Raw genomic sequence first — 18,365 nt, forward strand, 5'->3', positions numbered from 1 at the left:
CGCCGGCCCCCACGGGAGGTGAAACTCCCACGGGGGCCGGAACGGCGTTCGGTGCGCCTACCGCGCCATCACCGGGCAGCCCATCACTGGCGGCCCATCACTGGGCGGTCTGAGCGGTCTCCCACTCCCGATCACTGCGGATAGCCATGACACCATCCCCCATCCGTGTCCGCGCCGCACACACCCCCTGGCATCCGGGTCAGCCCACCGGCTTTCCCGGTGCGGCGCGTGACAATTCTACCGCGAACGCGGAGACGGCTGCGGCGATCCGGGTGAACCCGATCCGCTGATCGGGTGGGCGCCCAGGACATCCCCCACAAGATCAACCGCACTGCGGCCGGGGTCCCGCGCGGCGCTGTTGTACACCTGCTCGGTCGTATCGATGCTCGTGTGCCCCACATCGGCCTGCACGTGCACCAACTGCGCACCCGCCTCCACCGCCGTGGTCACATAGAAGTGGCGCAACGCGTGCGGGTGCATCGCCTCGGCCACATCCCGCAGCGGAGCACCCGCCGCCCCCGCCAACCGCCGCAACAACTGCCACACCGCCTGACGCTGATACCGCGCCCCCGTCCGCGTCCGCAGCAACGGACTCGGCGCCCGGCCCTGCTCACGCCGCGCGGGCAACGACGCCCCCGGCTCCGCCGCGTCACGCACCCGCAGGTAATCGGCCACCGCCTCCTCGGCCAACGCGTGCAGGTACACCACCCGCGTCTTGCCGCCCTTGCCCCGCACCCGCAGCGCCCGCCGCCCCCGCGTCACGTGCAGATCACCCCGGTCCAACCCGCAGATCTCACTGACCCGCAACCCCAACGTGAACAGCGCCACCACCGCCCGCGCCCGCGCGGTGTCCAACGGCCCCGCACCCCGCCGCGGCGCCGCCGCGGTGTCATAGAGCGCCCGCACCTGCGCGGTCGTCAACGTGACCGTCCCACTCGCACTGCCCGCGGGCACCGCCAACCCCAGCCTGCGCCGATCCAACGCCGCAGGATTCCCCTCCACCAACCCCACATCGGCCAGGTGCGTGTACAGCGCCTTCACCGTGGCCAACATCCGATCCCGCGTCGCCACCGCCGCCTCGGCCTCCTGCAACGCCGCCAACCACGCCTTCACATGCGCCGAGCGCGCCACACACGGGTCCACCCCCCGCGAGGCACACCACCGCAACCAGTGCAGCTCCCGCAACCGCCCCCGCGGCGCGGGCGGCGGACCGGCCCGCCGCGGAACATCGCGCACCCCCAGCGCCGCCGCGTACCGGGCCACGGCCACCGCCCACCCCTCGGGCTCGTCGCGCTGCCAGTCCCGCAGATCCGCGGCACTGACCGGCAACCCCAGCCCCTCGGCATACGTGCGGCGCGTGCCGAGGTTGCCGTACCCGGCCAACCACTCGGCGACCTCACCCAACAACCGCACCGGGTCACCCACCCCCGGCCACGGACCGCGCTGCGCGAGAAGAAGATCACCGGCCACCCCCGAACCCTATCCGGGCCCCCGACCCCCACTCACGGCCGCAACACCACCGGCAGGGACTCGTAGTTGGCCATCAGCGCACTGCTCGTGCGCCGCAACCCCCCGACGGGAACCGCCAGGCGCGCCCGCGGGAACCGCGCGGTCAGCTGCCCGATCGCGATCTGCACCTCCATGCGCCCCAACGCCGCACCCAAGCACTGGTGCGGCCCATACCCGAAGGCCAAGTGTCCGCGCAGCTCCCCGGCGGAGCGGTCACCGCGCAACGAGTCCGCCTCCGCCCACCGACACCGGTCCCGGTTGGCCGAGGACTGGGACACCAACACCACCTCCCCGGCCGGGATCGTGGTCTCCCCATAGGTGACCGCCTCGGTGCTGACCCGATAGGTCACGTGCTTGCCCGGCCCGTCCAAGCGCATCAGGTCCTCGACGACCGGGGCCACCAGCTCCGGACGCTCACCCAGCTCCGCCCACATCCGCGGCTCGCCCAGCAGCCAGCGCGCGGCGTTGCCGATCACACTGGTGGTCGTCTCGTGCCCGGCGACCAGCAGCAGCGCCGCGGTGCTCACCACCTCCCGCGCGCTGAGCCGGTCGCCACCGTCGGAAGCGGCGATCAACGCCGAAAGCAGGTCATCACCCGGACACCTCTGCCGCTCCTCGATCAACCCCGACAGGTAGGCGACCATCGCCCCCGACGCGTCACCGGCCTGCCCCGGCGGCGCGTCGATCAGCACGGTCGTCCACGCCCGCAGATCACCCCGGTCGGCCTCGGGGACCGCCAACAGCTCACAGATCACCGTCAGCGGCAGCGGGAACGCGAACTCCGCCACCAGGTCCACCGGCCCCGACACCCCGGCCATCCGATCCAACAACCGCGCGGTCACCGCCGACACCCGCGGCCGCAGCGCCTCCGTGCGCGCCGCGGTGAACGCCGCCCCCACCAGCTTGCGCAGCCGCCGGTGCCGCGCCCCGTCACTGAAGAGCATGCTCGGCCCGAACAGCACCCCCAGGTCGCTGCCCTGCCCGGTCACGGCCAACTGCCCGCCCATGACCCGGCCCACCACCTCGGAGTCCTTGCTCAACCGCGGATCGGCCAACGCCGCCCGCGCCTCGGCGTACCGCACGACCACCCACACCCGCACCCCGTTGGGCAAATGCGCCAAATGGACCGCACCCGTCTCCCGTAAGCGCTCGTGCACTTGGTGGAAGTCCTCGGAGTAATCGGCGCCGAACAGGCCATTGGTCACACTGGTCACGACTCGCCCTTTCCGAGGAACCCATACCGCCGAACAGCGCAAGAATCCACCCCACGCCGCACCCGAGCAGCCGTCACACACCCGCTGACCAGGCATGACGCTCGCCCCCGCCGTCGAGCGCCCTCTTCACGCTAGGGCGCGAACCCCCCAGTGTCATTCACCCTTTCGCCTTCCCTTGGCTCCCCGATTGCCCATTGCCGAAACGCCTCCCACTCGACGCCGGGAATGAAATTCACCGGCAATCGCAGCAGCCCGCAGACCAGGGGAGAGGGCAGGACTGCTGCCGCCCCGGCGACAGGGGTCCCTCCCAGTCCGCGCGAGTCCTCAGGGGGGGCTTCTTTTGCGGGCTCGCGCCGGCGCGGACCGGCTCATGCCGGCACTGGTTGCTCCGTTCGGACCCCTGCTGGTAGGTCAGCTACAAAAGGACTGTTCTGTAGCTGACCTGGGTTCGAGTTGTAAAACTCAAACCCTGTGTTGTGGTTAATGAATCAAAACCATAGGCTGGGGGAGTGATTGAGGCAGTGATCGACAAAACCCCCACCGGCCTCTGCGGCTTCAGCCGCTGCCGCGCACCCCTGCCCGCCCCCGGACCCCGCGGCGGACGCCCCGCCGAGTACTGCCCCGACCGCGACTGGCCCGGCGGACGCACCTGCCGACAACTCGCCGCCGCCGAAGACGCCCTCCGCGCCCTCGGCGACCACGACGCCCCCGGCACCGGAGCCCTCACCGCCACCGCCGCCGTCCTCGTCGACGCCCTCGACCGCGCCACCGACCCCCTGCGCGAACTCCTCACCGCCACCATCGACGTCCGCACCGCCGCCACCACCGCCCTCGCCGACGCCGACACCCGCGTCACCACCGCCGAAGCCACCGCCGCCGAAGAACGCGGCCTACGCCAAGCCGCCGACCAGCGCGCCACCCAAGCCCACACCGACGCCGAAACCGCCCGCCACCAAGCCCAACAAGCCCTCACCGAAGCCCACAACTGCCGCGAGGAAACCACCGCCGCCCTCGACCGCCTCCGCGCCGCCGACGCCGCCCGCACCCGCGCCGAACGCGACAAAGCCGCCGCCCAATCCGCCGCCACCGCCGAACACGACCACGCCCGCCACGCCCTCCACGAAGCCAAGACCGAACGCGCCCGCGCCGAAACCCTCCGCGCCGACCTCGCCACCGCCACCGCCCAACTCACCGCCACCACCACCGAACTCACCACCACCCGCGACACCGCCACCAAGGCCACCGCCCGCGCCGACGCCGCCCACACCGAACTCACCCACACCCAAGCCACCCTCACCCACACCCAGAACGCCCTCACCGACGCCCACACCACCCTCGCCGCCACCCGCGCCGAACTCACCGAAACCCGCACCCACGCCGCCGCCGAACGCGCCCGCGCCGAAACCGCCATCGCCACCGCCCGCGACGCCGCCACCACCGCCCACACCCGCGCCCAAGACGCCCACACCGAACGCGACACCGCCCGAACCGCCGCCCGCGACCTCGAAGACCGCCTCCGCGCCGACCTCGACCGCGCCCACACCGCCCACGACACCGCCCAAGCCGCCGAGGGGCGCCTCCGCACCCAACTCGACGCCATCCGCGACGCCCTGCTCAACCCCGACGACACCACCCTGCGCCCACGCCTGCTCGCCGCCCTCACCACACCAGCCCAACCCTGACCCCACCCCACACACGGCAAACGGGCCGCGACCCGCCCTAAGTCGAAGTCACGGCCCGTCGGCCACAACCACAGAACACCTACCGCCGAGCACCCCGCGGGCTGGCCACCAGCAGACCCAGCGCGATCATGCCCACGCCCAGGAACAGGTGCAGCCAGTTGTCCGCGCCATTCAGCGGCACGAAGTTCGCGGCACTGTGGTGATCGATGAACAAGCCGTACAGCCACAGCACCAGGTAGACGACACCGCCACCGATCAGGTACGCCCGCGCACCCGACAGCGTCCGCGCCATCGCCAGACCCGCGACACCGAAGAGCAGGTGCACCAGGTTGTGCAGAATCGACACCTGGAACACACCCAGCAACAGCGCCTCGGACTCATGGCCCGCGAAACCGAGGCTGTCATAGTTCGTCGTGATGCCAGGGATGAATCCCAGGACACCGACCAGCAGGAACACCGCCCCGACCGCCATGGCCGCGAGCTGGCCAGGGTGCCGGGTGCGGGTGGCGGACATGTCACTCATGAGGGTCCTCCTCGACGTGCCTAGGAACCCAGTGTGTACCCCCAATCGGGAGAAATCACCCATCCCAAAACACCGACAGTCACCCGGCAGGCCACGCCGACAACGACAACCCCGACACGAACCGCCGCTCCACCCCCGACACCGGATCGGTGAACTCCACCGACCGCGCCAACAACTGCATCGGCGCCGAGAAATCACCCGGCGCCCGCTCCGCCACCACCGGAAACAGGTCATCACCCAGGATCGGCACCCCCAACCCCGCCATGTGCACCCGCAGCTGATGCGTCCGCCCCGTCTCCGGCACCAACCCGTACAACCCCACATCCCCCCGCCGCGCCACCGACACCACCCGCGTCACCGCGTTCACCGGCCCCGCCACCTCCCGCGCCGCGTGCACCCCCCGCTCCTTCACGATCCGACTCCGCACCACCGTCCCCACCTCCGGCCCCACACCCCGCGCCACCGCCCAATACTCCTTGCGCACCAGACGATCCCGGAACAACGACTGGTACACACCCCGCATCTCCGGCCGCACCACGAACACCAGCAACCCCGCCGTCATCCGATCCAGCCGATGCGCGGGCGAGAGGTCCGGCACCCCCACCATCCGCCGCACCCGCACCAACGCCGTCTCCGCCACGTGCGACCCCCGCGGCGTCGTCGCCAGGAAATGCGGCTTGTCCACCACCACCAGGTCCTCGTCCCGGAACACCACCGACACCTCGAACGGCACCGGCACCTCCACCGGCAGGTCCCGGTGAAACCACACCGACCCACCCCGCACGAACGGCGCGCCCACCCCCACCGGACCCGACTCCGACCACACCTGCCCCTCGGCGAACATCGCGTCCACCCGCTCCGCGGGCACCGGCAACCGCTCCACCAGGTGATCCCGCACCGTCGCCCACGCGTCCGACACCGGCATCCGCACCCGCACCGCGTCCACCCCGCCGCGCTGGGGGAGAGGGGAGCGCACCTTCCGCCGCGCCATCACTCCTCCGATAACTCAGCCGACTCAGCCGGCCCGGTCAACTCGGTCAACACCCGGTACGTCCGATTCGACGCCGCCGCGGCCCGCCGCTGCGTCCCCGACGCCTCAATGTAGTTCTGACTCGTGTTCAGGCTCGCATGGCCCAGCAGCGCCATGATCTCCACCGCGTTCGCCCCGTCCTCGGCCAGCCGCGTCGCGAACGTGTGCCGCAGCGCGTGCAGGTTCGCCCCCGCCGGGACCCGGTCGCGCACCCCCGCCCCGGCGAAACACGACCGCACCAGGTAGTCCAGCGCGCCCCGCCCGATCCCGGCCCCGTCGGAGCCCAGTAGCAGCGGCGACTCGGGGGAGAAGGACACCGTCGGGAACCGGCGCTCACACGAGTCCAGGTACGACTCCAGCACCCGCTCCAGCGGCGCCTCGATCGGGATGGACCGCTCCCGGTTCGCCTTGCCCCGCACGAACAGCCGCTTCTCCCCGGCCCGCCCCACCACCGACGAGCGGCGCAGCGCCCGCAGCTCCGCCGAGCGCAACCCGGCCACCAGCCCCAGCGCCACCACCGCCAGGTCCCGCTCCGGCCACGGCTTGCGCGCGCGCCGCGCCCCCTGCGCCACCGCCGCCAGCAGCGCCTCCGGCGTGCCCTCACCGCGCAGCGGCTTGGGGGACAGGGGAGTGGGTCGCGGCCGCCCGATCGCGCCCATCGGGTTGCCCGCCATCAGGCCGTCGGCCACGCAGAACTGGAAGAACTGGTTCCAGGTCGACCAGGCGCGCGCCACCGAGCTGCGCGCGTGGTCGTCGGCGAAGGCCCCGAACGCCGCCCGCAGCGGCGCCGCGAGCACCTCGTCGAGCGCGATCTCCTCGACCGCCGCCCCCAGCTCCTCCGCCAGCCGGGCGTTCACCCCGGCCAGATCCCGCCGGTAGGCGGCGGTGGTGTGGGGGGAGTCCTTGCGGGGTTTGCGCGCCACGAAGAACGCGTCCTGCGCGTCGATCAACTTCACCGCACCTGAATACCGCGTCCCACCGACACCCGGCGAACCGCCACCCCGCGATCACCCGTCCGAGCACAACCAGTGTGCTGCATAATGACGGTTATGCACGACTCGACACTCGGAGAGCTGGGTCGGATCACCCGTGGCCGATACGTCACGGTGACGTTTTTATGGGTGCCGTCCGAGACGGCCAACCGGGGATGGCGTCGCCACGCACGCCGATCCGCCCCTCATGCGTGCCTCCTGAAGCCGCTCAGGCGACAGTGGGTCCGAAGATCATCGGCGAACATCGGGAAGTCGATGCGTACGCGCCATTCGGACGGTCGGCGGCCTGAGGCGGCCTGGCAAGCGAACGACGGCTCGGCGAGCCACTTCTGGACATCGTCCCAGGTCGCTGTAAGTTCGATAATCGACATTATGTTAAGTAGATGATTCGGAGAGGTCCCCTCAACCGCTCCCCGGCCTCCGGCTCGCCACAGAACTCCTGGTGCGACCAACCACGCACCACTTCATGCTGGAGGACTCGCTCTGGCGTCGGCCAGGCCGCCGACCACACGTCCACGCGTACTCGCCCGGCGCCCCAGGATGTCCACACCGCGATCGTCACCAGGACCATGTTCTGGCCCCCAGCGTCCCGAGCCGCACAGGGCCGCCGGCCGCGAATCGTGTCGCCGTTTCATGCCGGGCGCGCGTGCCGGCTGGTGCACGTGGGATCGCGGAGATGACCACCGGTCAGGTGTGGCAGGCGCGGCGGCTATGCGGCCTACTCCCCCGCGTTCAGGCGATCAGCCACTCCGAGCAGTTGTGGTTGTGGACCGGGCGGGTGCGCTGGGCGGCTGGGGTGATGGTGAAGACCTGGTCGAGGCGGGACAGGCGCAGGCCGGTGAGGATGGGTCCGCCCGCCAGGACGGTGAGGTGGCGGCCGCGGGCGGTGCAGGCGTGGTGGGCGCGAACCAGGGCGGCGGTGCTGGCCCAGCTGAGGTGGGTGACCTGGGTGAGGTCGACGACGAGGTGGGTGGTGGGGTCGGCGCTGGTGGCGGCGGTGATGAGGTGGTCGTGCCAGGGCGCCTCGGTGGCGAGGTCGATGTGGCCTTCGGCGTGGATGGTGCGCACGGTGCCGCTGCGGCGGGTGGTGACGCTCAGGTGGCGGGCGCGGGGGTGGGTGAAGCGCAGCGGCACGGCGGGGCCTTCCGGAGTGATTGGTGGCTGTTGTGTCCTTGATCCCGGTGGGGCCGGAAAGGTTGCCATGGGGTATTGGTTTCTGTGTGCGGGACTTGGTGGGGTTGCCGAAGGCTCATCTGCACGTGCATCTGGAGAGCACGGTGCGGGCGTCGACGTTGGCGGTGTTGGCGCGCCGGTACGGGGTGTCGGTGCCGCGGGTGCCGGAGGGCGGGTTCGGTGGGTTCCGGCAGTTCGCGGACCGCAACGCGGTGGTGCGGTCGTGTCTGCGGGAGCCGGAGGACTTCGCGCGGGTGGCGCGGGAGTTCTGTGCCGATGAGGCCGCTGATGGGGTGCGGTACGCGGAGGTGACGTTTTCGGCGTTGTCGCACGGGGAGCGGTTGGGGGCGCCGGGGATGCCGTTGGCCGCGGTGGTGGCGGGGTTGGCGCAGGGGTCGGCGGAGCACGGGATCGTGGTGCGGCTGATCCTGGATCATTCGCGGCGGCGGCCGGTGGCGCGGTTGGCGGCGACGGTGGAGGCGGCGTTGGGGTATCCGGGGGTGGTGGTGGCGGTGGGGTTGGCCGGTGAGGAGCGCTATCCGCTGGCGCCGTTCGCGTCGGTGTTGGCGCAGGCGCGGGCGGAGGGGTTGCGGATGGTGCACCACGCCGGGGAGATGTGTGGTGCGGAGAGCGTGCGGGAGGCGTTGCGGTTGGGTGCGGCTGAGCGGATCGGGCATGGATTTCGGGCGGTGGAGGACGAGTCGGTGGTGGCGGAGTTGCGGGAGCGGGGGGTGGCGTTGGAGGTGTGCCTGTCGTCGAACAACGTGTTGGGGTTGGTGGGGTCGTGGGCGGCGCACCCGCTGCCGCGGTTGATGGCGGCGGGGGTGGCGGTGTCGTTGAACACCGATATCCCGGATGTGGCGGAGACGTCGTTGAGTGGGGAGTTCGCGCGGGCGCGGGCGCGGTTCGGGTGGTCGGATGAGGTGGTGGCGGGGGTGGCGTTGGCGGCGGTGGACGCCTCGTTCGCGCCGGTGGAGGTGAAGGAGCGGGTGCGGGCGGAGATGGCGGCGTGGTGGGGCTGAGCGCCGGTGCCCGTAGTCGGGCATTGAGGGCGTCCACCGGTTCCCCGGTCACTGGGGACGTCACCGGGCACGTCATCGGAGCGACGGCGGGGCGCGCGCTGATCGCTGGCGCCTGTTCCTGAGGCAGATCGGGGACGGACTTCGTCGGCCCTGACCACAGTTCGCCAGCGAGGCGTCGGGATGCCACTCCCCTGGCCTGGGCCAAGGAGCGCACCGATCTCAACCCTGACCTCGGCGGCGGGCGTGCTGTCTCGGTTGACTGCGGCCTGTCGTTGACTGCAGCTTCGCGCCTGGAGCACGGGTGGGCCGGTCAGGGGATGGTGGCGCCGATGGTGCGTCGGTAGTGGTCTTCGAGGTCGGCGTCGGGGGCGCCGGGGGTGGGGCCCATGACGGTGGCGGCGAGGGCGCGGATGGCGGTGTGCCAGTGGGCGAGGGTGGCGGCGACGTGGTCGGTGGGGACGCCGTGGTGGTCGAGGGTGAGGTGGGTGCTGGCTGGTCCTGGGGTGAGGTGGAGGTGGGCCTCTCCCCCGTGGTCGGTGTGGAGGTGGCGGTGGGTGGGGTGGTGTTCGGTGTGGGCGGGTCCGAGGGTGTGGAGGTGGGGCCAGATGTCGGTGGGGGTGGCGGTGAGGTGGCGGTCGAAGTGGACGCGCCAGGTGGGGCCGTCGGGTTCCGCGGTGCCGCGGAGGAGGTCGAAGCGGGCGGTGTAGTGCTCGTGGAGGGTGGTGGGGTCGGGTGTGGGGATGCCCGCGGCGGTGGCGAGGCGGTGGTGCCAGTGGGTGGCGTGGGTGGCGGCGGCGGGTCGGTCGTCGAAGGTGTGGGTGAAGACGAGGAGGCTGCCGGTGCTGGTGGGGGTGAGGTGGAAGCGCAGGGTGTCGGTGGGGGTGGTGATGGTGAGGTCGGGGGCTGGTGGGAGCCAGTGGTCGAGGTTGAGGGTGTTCCAGGCGGTCTCGGGTGGTTGTGGGAGGTGGAGTTGCAGGCGCAGGACGCAGTGGCCCGCGGCGGTGTGCAGGGTGGCATCCATGGGTCGTTGTCCTCGTGTTCTGCGGTGGTGGTTCCCAGTGTGGCGCTGGTGGGGCCCGGGTGTGGATGTTGTGGGCCTGCGAATAGTCGAACAAGATCAGTTCGGCGGCAGGGCAGTTGGTGGAACCAACGATTGTGGCGCGACGTAGTACCAATGGCGTCTCGGGCGATTGGTCGGCGCCGTTCGCCCCGCGAGTCGAGTGGAAGGCGGTGGGAGTGGCCATCGATCTTGTCGATGCCGTGAAGTTCTGGGAGCCGGACCCTGGGTGGTTGAACACGGCGAGCCATGGCATCCCGCCCCGTCGAGCCTTGGACGCGCTCGTCGAACCCCTAGACGAGTGGCGTCGCGGGGCGCATGGGTGGGCGCCGTGGGATAAGTCAACGGGTCGTGCGCGTGAGGCATTCGCACAGCTGGTTGGGGCGGACGTGGCTGACATCTCGGTGGGCGCTTCCGCATCCCAGGTGATCGCCCCCGTAGCGGCGTCGCTCCCGCGCGGTGCGCGCGTGGTCGCCCCGGACATCGAGCAAACATCCAATTTGTTCCCTTGGCTCGCCAACGATCTCGACGTCCGGATGGTGCCGCCATGTGACATTCCCGAAGCGATCGACAAGAGAACGGACGTCGTGGCTTTCAGCGTCGTGCAGTCCGCGACGGGCGAGGTCGCGCCCGTCGCGGAGATTGTCGCGGCGGCGCGCGCCAACGATGCTCTTGTCGTCGGTGACGCCACTCAAGCGGCGGGGTGGCTGCCGTTGGACGCGAAGCAGTTCGACGTCCTCGCGGTTTCTGGTTACAAATGGCTGATGTGCCCCCGCGGGACAGCCTTCTGCTATTTCAATGCCCGAATCCGCGATCGTATTCGCCCAATCGCCGCCAATTGGTATGCGGGACAGGGGGACGCCTCTTATGGTCCTCCCCTGAGGTTGGCCCCGGACGCGCGCCGGTTCGACATCGCCGTGCCGTGGTTTTCTTACGTCGCCGCGGCGCCAACTCTCGAACTGCTGGTGGAGATTGGCGTCGAACCGGTTCATGAACACAATCTTCGTTTGGCGAACCTGTTCCGCTCAGGTCTTGGCATGGATCTTGGCGACACTGCGATTGTGTGCACATCCATCCAACACGCAGCCGAGAGGCTCGCGGCCGCCGGGATCCGGGTGTCGTCGCGCTTCGGTCGGACGCGGGTCGCTTTTCATTTGTACAACACAGACCGTGACGTCACCAGAGCCCTCAGGGCGTTGGCATGAGTTCTCCTGCCCGTGTGTGCCCGACCCCTTTGCCGTGAATCCCTGTCGGGGGGTCGCTACTGGTGCGTTGAGTGTGCGGTCGTTGAGGTCGGGGTCGGCGTGGGCGGGGCAGGGTTGTTGCGGACCGGTGTTGTCCGGATGGGGTGGGATGCTGGGGGCATGTTGGAGACGTCGGCGCGGTTGTTGCGGTTGTTGTCGCTGCTGCAGACGCGGCGGGAGTGGTCGGGTGGGGAGTTGGCGGGGCGGTTGGGGGTGACTGACCGGACGGTGCGCCGGGATGTGGACAAGCTGCGGTCGTTGGGGTATCCGGTGCATTCGGTGACGGGGACGGCGGGTGGGTACCGGTTGGGGGCGGGTGCGGCGCTGCCGCCGTTGTTGCTGGATGACGATGAGGCGGTGGCGGTGGCGGTGGGGTTGCGGACGGCGGCGAGTGGGTCGGTGGCGGGGATCGAGGAGACCTCGGTGCGGGCGTTGGCGAAGTTGGAGCAGGTGTTGCCGTCGCGGTTGCGGCATCGGGTGGCGGCGTTGCAGTGGGCGACGGTGGCGGTGCCGGGGCGGGGTCCGACGGTGTCGGCGGAGACGTTGACGGTGATCGCGGGCGCGTGTCGTGATCATCAGCGGTTGCGGTTCGACTATCGGTCCCACGATGGTGGGCGGACGGTGCGGGAGGTGGAGCCGTTGAAGCTGGTGCACGCGGGGCGGCGGTGGTACCTGGTGGGGTTTGACGTCGGCCGGGGTGATTGGCGGACGTTCCGGGTGGACCGGGTGGGGGTGCGGGAGCCGGTGGGGCCGCGGTTCGCGCCGCGGGAGCCGCCGGATGCCGATTTGGCGGCGTACACCGCGTTCGGGGTGACGAATCGGGCTTTCCGCCATCAGGCGGTGTTGCGGCTGGCGGTGTCGGTGGAGCGGGCCGGGGAGATCGTCACGGGGTCGACGGGGGTGTTGGAGCCGATCGATGGGGAGTCGTGCCTGTTGCGGGTGGGGGCGAATTCGCTGGAGGAGTTGGCGGTGTGGGTGTGGTTGTTGGGGTGTGAGTTCGTGGTGGTGGAGCCGGAGGGGTTGGTGGCGCGGATGCGGGTGTTGGCGGAGCGGATCACGCGGACCTGTGACCGCTCGGAGGTGGGGTAGTCACCCGGGTTCACTTGGGGTCCACCCGATCGGCGGTACCTGTCGTGAGAGTCTGTGCGCGATGAGCCTGCCCACTGATGCCTGTTCCCGTCGTGTCGAGCCGCCTGCGGGGACCGCCGCGGTCGCGGCGACGTGGCTGTGTCTCGAGCAGCCCGGTCCGTGGGGCGCTGAGGCCCTGACCGACAGCCATCTCGACGGCGGGTTGGCCGCGGAGTTGGCGGCCCGCGCGGCGGGCAGTGGGGTGCGGATCGTGTTGATCCGCCGTCCCGGCGCCCACCCGGACCGGCATCGTCCGGTCCCCCGCCGGGTGTACCTGGCCCATACGGTGCCGGGGCGGGCGCAGCTGCGGGTGGCGACGGTGGGTGATCCGAAGCAGTTGTTGGATCTGGACTTCGCCGCGGCGGGGGCGGGCAGTCCGGCGGGGTTCGGCGCTCCGGCGGCGGGGCGGCTGTTGTTGGTGTGCACCAATGGTCGTCGTGATGTGTGTTGCGCGGTCGGTGGTCGTCCGGTGGCGGCGGCGTTGGCGGCGGCCCATGGTGAGGCGGTGTGGGAGTCGACGCACCTGGGTGGGCATCGGTTCGCCCCGACCGCGCTGGTGCTGCCGACCGGCTACGCCTACGCCCGGGTCGATCCCGCCGTCGGGGAGGCGGTGTTGACGGCGCCGGGGGTGGTGCTGGCGGGGTGTCGGGGTCGGTCGACGTGGGCCGCGCCGGGGCAGGCCGCGGAGTTGGCGGTGCGGGAGCTGACCCACACCCTGGACCCGGACGCGCTGCTGGTGCGGGTGCCGGAGCGCGTCGACGGGCAGTGGCGGGTGGTGGTGGCCCATGAGGATGGCCGGGCGTGGCGGGTGACGGTGGCCGAGCAGGTCATCGCGGCTCGGCCCGCCAGTTGCGGTGCGGCGCCCACCGAGGGCACGGCGCACGTGGTCACGCGCATCGACTAGCGGCTCCGCCGGGGTTGGGTGTCTTGTCGTCGGTTGGGTAGTACTCGGTTCCCGGTGCGGCTTGCGGGAGGCCGGGTCGTCGGGAAACGCGCCGAACTCCCGGCGCGGGCACTGGCCCGGTGGTGTCGGGTTCGGCGACTAGGGTCGCCGGGTATGGACCTCACCCGGGGGCAGGTTCTGGCCCACCGCATCGCCCGCCACGGCCTGCACCGCGACACCGCCGAGGTCACCGCCCTGGACGTGCTCGCCTTGGGGGTGCAGGAGACGGGTGCGGGTTCGGCGCGGGTGGCGCTGGCCGCGCGGCTGCCGGAGGGGGTGGCCCTGGGGCACCCGGATCTGGCGGTGGTGTGGGCGCAGCGGGGCGCCCCGCACCTGCTGCGGCGGGCGGACATCGCCGCGCACGCCGCCGCGCTGTGGCCGCGGGGCGACGCCGACGCGGCGGCCCGGCTGGGTACGACGGCGATGAAGTCGCTGCGGGCGGCGGGGATCGCGGCCACGGCGGGGTTCGCGGCGGGGGCGGCGGCGTTGCGGTCGGTGGTGGGAGAGGAAATGCCGCGGGCGCGGGCCAGTGCGGAGATGACCGCCGCCCTGCCCCCGGCCTACTCCTATGACTGCCGCGCGTGTGCCTGCACCCACGTGTTCGGGAGCCTGTTCCAGCTGGTGGGTCTGCCCGCGGGGGTGGAGGTGGTGGCCGAGACCCGTCCGGCGCGGTTGCGTCCGCTGCCGGGGCGCCACCCGCTGCCCGAGCCCGGGGACCCGTCCGGGCTGGTGGCGGCGTATCTGCGCCTGCACGGTCCGGCGGCGCCCGGGGATCTGGCCGCCTATCTGGACACGACGAAGTCGGTGGTGGCCGGGATGTGGCCGTCGGGGCTGGTGCCGGTGCGGGTGGAGGGGCGGGCGGCGGCGCTGCCCGAGGAGGACGTCGAGGCTGTGCGCGCCGCGCCGGAGGCCGGGGCGCTGGTGCGGTTGCTGCCGCCGATGGACCCGCTGGCGCAGGGCCGTGACCGGGAGGTGCTGGTGCCCGACGCGCGGCGGCGCAAGGAGGTGTGGCGGGTCATCGGCAACCCGGGTGTGGTGTTGGCCGGTGGGGACATCGCGGGGACGTGGCGGACGCGGGTGGCGGGTTCGCGCCTGGACGTGGCGGTGACGTTCTTCGACGCGCCTGCCCGCTCGGTGGCCGCCGCGGTGGAGGTCGAGGCGCAGCGGGTGGCCGCGGCGCGGGGGCTCTCGGCGGCGCGGATCACTTGACCCCCTTATCCTGGATGAATAATATCCTGGATATGCGGATGAGCGAGGGCGTCGAGTGGGCGCTGCACACCTGCGCCAACCTCGCCTGGGTCGGGCCCGAGGACGCGGTGCCCGCCGCGCGCCTGGCCGCGGCGCACGGGCTGCCCGCGGCTTACCTCAACAAGCAGCTCCAGGCGTTGGCCAGGGCGGGCATCCTGGTCTCGACCTCCGGGCCGCGCGGCGGGTTCCGCCTGGCCAAGGCGCCGGAGCGGATCAGCGTGCTGGACGTCGTCGTCGCCATCGAGGGCGCCGAGGACGCCTTCCGCTGCGCGCAGATCGTGCGCGCCTCCCCCGGGGCGCGCGCCGACGTGGACTACCGCGAGAGCTGCGCGATCTCCCAGACCATGCGCCGCGCCGAGCTGGCCTGGCGCCGGGAGCTGGCCGGGCAGTCCATCGCCGACATCACCGCCACCGTCGAGCGCCGCAACCCCGGCACCCGGGCCCGTTTACGGGAGTGGCTGACCGCCGCCCGCGCGTGAGCCCCCACCCTTCGTGGGCACGGCCCCCGTGTCCGCTGATTCTGGATATCCACGACACACGATGGAGTGAATATGTCGCCGCGTCTGAACCCCGCCGCCCTGGCCCCCGAGGCCTACCGGGCGATGATCGCGCTGGAGAAGTACCTGCACGCCAGCCCGCTGCCCGAGACCACCCTGGGGTTGGTGAAGCTGCGGGCCAGCCAGATCAACGGCTGCGCCTACTGCGTGGACATGCACGCCCACGACGCCAAGACCGCCGGGGAGGCCGACGAGCGCCTCCACGCCGTGGCCGCCTGGCGCGAGGCCCCGTTCTTCACCGACGCCGAGCGCGCCGCCCTGGCCTTCACCGAGGCCGCGACCCGGATGGCCGACCACGGCCACGGCGTCTCGGACGAGGTGTGGGCGGCGGCCGCCGCCCACCACGACGAGGCGACCATGGCGGCGCTGGTGTTCGCGGTGTCGACGATCAACGCCTGGAACCGCATCGCGGTGTCCTGCCGCACCGTGGCGGGCTCGCACCGCGCGTGAGAGGAAAAAAACGGCGGGCGGCCCGGGACACTCCCGGGCCGCCCGCCGTGTGTGTTCCTACGCCTGTTCGGGCTCGACCCTGGCCGGGGTGGAGCCGGGGCCGACCTGCGGCATCCGCAGCGGGCTCTCGACCTCCTTGCGGGCGACCTCCTCCGCGGCGCGCACCGCGGCGGCCACACCCGGGTCCGGGGAGGTGTCGAACCAGCCCTCCACCGACTCCTCGTCCTGCTCCGGCGCCATCCCGGCGGTGTCGGTGGGCGCCTCGTAGCGGAACACCCCGTCCTCGCCGGGCGCGCCGAGCATCCGGGCGAAGCCCTCCAGCGCCTTGCCGTAGTCCGAGGGGATCAGCCACACCTTGTTCGCGTCGCCTTGGGCGATCGTCGGCAGGGTCTGCAGGTACTGGTAGGCCAGCACCTCCGGTGACGGGCGCGCGGCCTTGACCTTCTCGATCGCCTTGGCCTGGCCCTGGGCCTGCAGGTAGCGGGCGGCCCGGTCGCCCTGGGCGCGCAGGATGCGCGACTGGCGCTCGGCCTCCGCGGCCAGGATCGAGGCCTGCTTGGCGCCCTCGGCGGAGAGGATCAGGGCCTGCTTCTGGCCCTCGGCGGTCTTGATCGCCGACTCCCGCTGCCCCTCGGCGTTGAGGATCACCGCGCGCTTCTCCCGGTCGGCGCGCATCTGCTTCTCCATCGAGTCCTGGATGGAGGCGGGCGGGTCGATCGCCTTGAGCTCCACGCGCGCCACCCGGATGCCCCAGCGGCCGGTCTCCTGGTCCAGCACCCCGCGCAGCTGCTGGTTGATGTTGTCCCGGGAGGTCAGCGTCTGCTCCAGGCTCATCCCGCCGACCACGTTGCGCAGCGTGGTCGTGGTCAGCTGCTCCACGGCGATGATGTAGTTGGAGATCTCGTAGACCGCCGAGCGGGAGTCGGTGACCTGGAAGTAGACGACGGTGTCGATGCGCACCGTCAGGTTGTCCTGGGTGATCACCGGCTGCGGCGGGAAGGACACCACCTGCTCGCGCATGTCGATGCGCGCGCGCACCCGGTCCAGGAACGGCACCAGGAAGTTCAGCCCCGGCTGGCCCACCAGTTTGAACCGGCCCAGCCGCTCGATGACCACCGTCTGGGCCTGGGGGATCACCAGGACCGATTTGACGAGCAGGATCACCACGAACAGCGCCGCCACGATCGCGACGATCAACCCGACATCCACCTAGTCCTCCACTCACTGGGGCGGGAACCACAGTGGACCACGACCCCCGTGCTCACGCACCGTGGCCGTACACCACCGCCGTCGCCCCCTGGATCTCCACCACGGTCACGGTTGTGCCCGGTTCGAGCACCTGGCGGTCGTCGAGTGCCCTGGCCGACCAGTCCCCGCCGCGCAGGAGCACGGTCCCGCCGGAGCCGTCCACCGTGGTGGTGACCACCGCGGTCTCGCCGATCAGCCCGGCGACGTTGTCGGCCACCAGCCTGCCCTGCATCCGGCGCTTGAGCACCGGGCGGACCCCGCCCAGCAGGCCCAGCGACGCCGCGGCGAACACCCCCAGGGTCAGCACCGGCACCCCGAACAGGGCCTCGGCGCCCGCCCCGGCCAGCGCGGCCGCGCCGAGCATGAGCAGCACGAACTCCCCGGAGACCATCTCCGCCGCGATCAGCACGATCCCGGCGATGAGCCAGATCAGCGCCATGGGCCCATCCTCGCAGACAATGCCCGCTCGGCGGGGATGATCGTGACGACCAGTGGTCGGTTCAGTGGTCGGTGACGAAGTCGATGAGCCGCTCCACCGCGCCCACCAGCGGCGCCTCCAGGTCCCGGAACCCCGAGACCGCCGCCCGCACCCGCCGCCACCCCTGCGCGGGCTCGCCCCAGCCCAGCGCCGCGCACACCCCGTCCTTCCACGGCACCCCGCGCGGCACCACCGGCCACGCCCCGATGCCCAGCGCCGCCGGTTTCACCGCCTGCCACACGTCCACGAACGGGTGACCGGTCACCAGCACGTGCCCCCCGGCGACCGCCGCGGCGATGCGGGTCTCCTTGCTCCCGGCCACCAGGTGATCGACCAGCACGCCCAGGCGGCGGCCGGGGCCGGGCGCGAATTCCGCGACCCGCTCCCCCAGGTCGTCGATGCCGCCCAGCGGCTCCACCACCACCCCCTCCACGCGCAGGTCGTGGCCCCACACCAGTTCCACCAGCTCCGCGTCGTGCACCCCCTCGACCCAGATCCGCGACGCCGCCGCCGTGCGCGCCCGCAGCCCCTGCACCCGCACCGACCCCGACGCCGACACCTGCCGCGCCGTGGGCGCCGCGGCGGGCGGACGTATCAGCGTCACCGGGCGCCCGTCGAGCAGGAACCCCGCGGGCACCATCGGGAACACCCGGTGCCTGCCGTGGCGGTCCTCCAGCACCACCGCGTCGTGGCGGGTGGTGCCCCGCTCCAGGCGCACCACCGCCCCGCAGAACCCCGACCCGGGCTCCTCCACCACCAGTCCCGCCTCCGCGGGCACCTCCGGCGTCACCGGCCGCGCCCGCCCGCTCAGGGCGTCCCCATAGTCCTTCGATCGCACGCCGCCACCGTAGTGACGCCCACCCGAGC

18 protein-coding genes are annotated in these 18,365 nt (G+C 71.9%); 8 read left to right on the top strand and 10 right to left on the bottom strand.

The window, feature by feature from the left end:
- Positions 1-237: 237 nt before the first annotated feature.
- A complete protein-coding gene (locus ACTG9Q_RS24360; protein ID WP_455575204.1) occupies positions 238-1,470 on the bottom strand; it encodes a tyrosine-type recombinase/integrase in 1,233 nt (410 codons plus the stop codon).
- 32 nt (positions 1,471-1,502) lie between these two features.
- Entirely contained in the window at positions 1,503-2,723 is a 1,221-nt protein-coding gene (locus tag ACTG9Q_RS24365) for a cytochrome P450 family protein (protein ID WP_455575205.1), read from the bottom strand.
- A 509-nt stretch (positions 2,724-3,232) separates the two neighbouring features.
- On the opposite strand from ACTG9Q_RS24365, the gene ACTG9Q_RS24370 reads away from it, so the two are divergent.
- Complete coding sequence (locus ACTG9Q_RS24370; RefSeq protein WP_455575206.1) at positions 3,233-4,405, top strand: hypothetical protein; 1,173 nt, start codon at positions 3,233-3,235, stop codon at positions 4,403-4,405.
- A 79-nt stretch (positions 4,406-4,484) separates the two neighbouring features.
- On the opposite strand, the gene ACTG9Q_RS24375 is transcribed toward ACTG9Q_RS24370, so the two are convergent.
- From ACTG9Q_RS24375 to ACTG9Q_RS24390, 4 genes are all read right to left on the bottom strand, one after another.
- The gene (locus ACTG9Q_RS24375; protein WP_455575207.1) at positions 4,485-4,928 is read right to left on the bottom strand and encodes a DUF4383 domain-containing protein; all 444 of its coding nucleotides are present in this window, start codon (positions 4,926-4,928) and stop codon (positions 4,485-4,487) included.
- Positions 4,929-5,007: 79 nt separating this feature from the next.
- Positions 5,008-5,919 carry a pseudouridine synthase gene (locus ACTG9Q_RS24380; RefSeq protein WP_455575208.1) on the bottom strand — a complete coding sequence of 304 codons (912 nt, stop codon included), beginning with the start codon at positions 5,917-5,919 and terminating at the stop codon, positions 5,008-5,010.
- Entirely contained in the window at positions 5,919-6,914 is a 996-nt protein-coding gene (locus ACTG9Q_RS24385; protein WP_455575209.1) for a tyrosine-type recombinase/integrase, read from the bottom strand. The genes ACTG9Q_RS24380 and ACTG9Q_RS24385 overlap by 1 nt, the downstream gene beginning before the upstream one ends.
- 768 nt (positions 6,915-7,682) lie before the next feature.
- Positions 7,683-8,084, bottom strand: a complete 402-nt coding sequence (locus ACTG9Q_RS24390) for an STAS domain-containing protein (protein ID WP_455575210.1) — start codon at positions 8,082-8,084, stop codon at positions 7,683-7,685.
- Between the two features lie 86 nt (positions 8,085-8,170).
- On the opposite strand from ACTG9Q_RS24390, the gene add reads away from it, so the two are divergent.
- Positions 8,171-9,145 carry an adenosine deaminase gene (gene add, locus ACTG9Q_RS24395; protein ID WP_455575211.1) on the top strand — a complete coding sequence of 325 codons (975 nt, stop codon included), beginning with the start codon at positions 8,171-8,173 and terminating at the stop codon, positions 9,143-9,145.
- A 310-nt stretch (positions 9,146-9,455) separates the two neighbouring features.
- Here add and ACTG9Q_RS24400 read toward each other — a convergent pair whose 3' ends face one another.
- A complete protein-coding gene (locus ACTG9Q_RS24400; protein WP_455575212.1) occupies positions 9,456-10,166 on the bottom strand; it encodes a hypothetical protein in 711 nt (236 codons plus the stop codon).
- Between the two features lie 239 nt (positions 10,167-10,405).
- Here ACTG9Q_RS24400 and ACTG9Q_RS24405 point away from each other — a divergent pair, with 239 nt between their 5' ends.
- The 6 genes from ACTG9Q_RS24405 to ACTG9Q_RS24430 all read left to right on the top strand — a co-directional run bounded on the left by ACTG9Q_RS24405 (position 10,406) and on the right by ACTG9Q_RS24430 (position 15,772).
- A complete protein-coding gene (locus ACTG9Q_RS24405; RefSeq protein ID WP_455575288.1) occupies positions 10,406-11,407 on the top strand; it encodes an aminotransferase class V-fold PLP-dependent enzyme in 1,002 nt (333 codons plus the stop codon).
- Positions 11,408-11,566: 159 nt separating this feature from the next.
- A complete protein-coding gene (locus ACTG9Q_RS24410; protein ID WP_455575213.1) occupies positions 11,567-12,535 on the top strand; it encodes a helix-turn-helix transcriptional regulator in 969 nt (322 codons plus the stop codon).
- A 61-nt stretch (positions 12,536-12,596) separates the two neighbouring features.
- Positions 12,597-13,478 carry a sucrase ferredoxin gene (locus tag ACTG9Q_RS24415; protein ID WP_455575214.1) on the top strand — a complete coding sequence of 294 codons (882 nt, stop codon included), beginning with the start codon at positions 12,597-12,599 and terminating at the stop codon, positions 13,476-13,478.
- Positions 13,479-13,631: 153 nt separating this feature from the next.
- Positions 13,632-14,726, top strand: a complete 1,095-nt coding sequence (locus ACTG9Q_RS24420) for a DNA glycosylase AlkZ-like family protein (RefSeq protein WP_455575215.1) — start codon at positions 13,632-13,634, stop codon at positions 14,724-14,726.
- A gap of 38 nt (positions 14,727-14,764) precedes the next feature.
- Entirely contained in the window at positions 14,765-15,244 is a 480-nt protein-coding gene (locus ACTG9Q_RS24425; RefSeq protein WP_455575216.1) for an RrF2 family transcriptional regulator, read from the top strand.
- Between the two features lie 72 nt (positions 15,245-15,316).
- On the top strand, positions 15,317-15,772 hold the full coding sequence (locus ACTG9Q_RS24430) for a carboxymuconolactone decarboxylase family protein (protein ID WP_455575217.1): 456 nt from the start codon (positions 15,317-15,319) through the stop codon (positions 15,770-15,772).
- A 57-nt stretch (positions 15,773-15,829) separates the two neighbouring features.
- Here ACTG9Q_RS24430 and ACTG9Q_RS24435 read toward each other — a convergent pair whose 3' ends face one another.
- The 3 genes from ACTG9Q_RS24435 to ACTG9Q_RS24445 form a co-directional block, all read right to left on the bottom strand.
- Complete coding sequence (locus ACTG9Q_RS24435; protein WP_455575218.1) at positions 15,830-16,981, bottom strand: SPFH domain-containing protein; 1,152 nt, start codon at positions 16,979-16,981, stop codon at positions 15,830-15,832.
- Positions 16,982-17,033: 52 nt separating this feature from the next.
- Positions 17,034-17,459, bottom strand: a complete 426-nt coding sequence (locus tag ACTG9Q_RS24440; protein WP_455575219.1) for an NfeD family protein — start codon at positions 17,457-17,459, stop codon at positions 17,034-17,036.
- 61 nt (positions 17,460-17,520) lie between these two features.
- Positions 17,521-18,336 (bottom strand): DUF3097 domain-containing protein, encoded by an 816-nt coding sequence (locus ACTG9Q_RS24445; RefSeq protein WP_455575220.1) that lies wholly within the window; start codon positions 18,334-18,336, stop codon positions 17,521-17,523.
- Positions 18,337-18,365 lie beyond the last annotated feature (29 nt).

The sequence above is a fragment of the Actinokineospora lacus genome, from assembly GCF_053813445.1.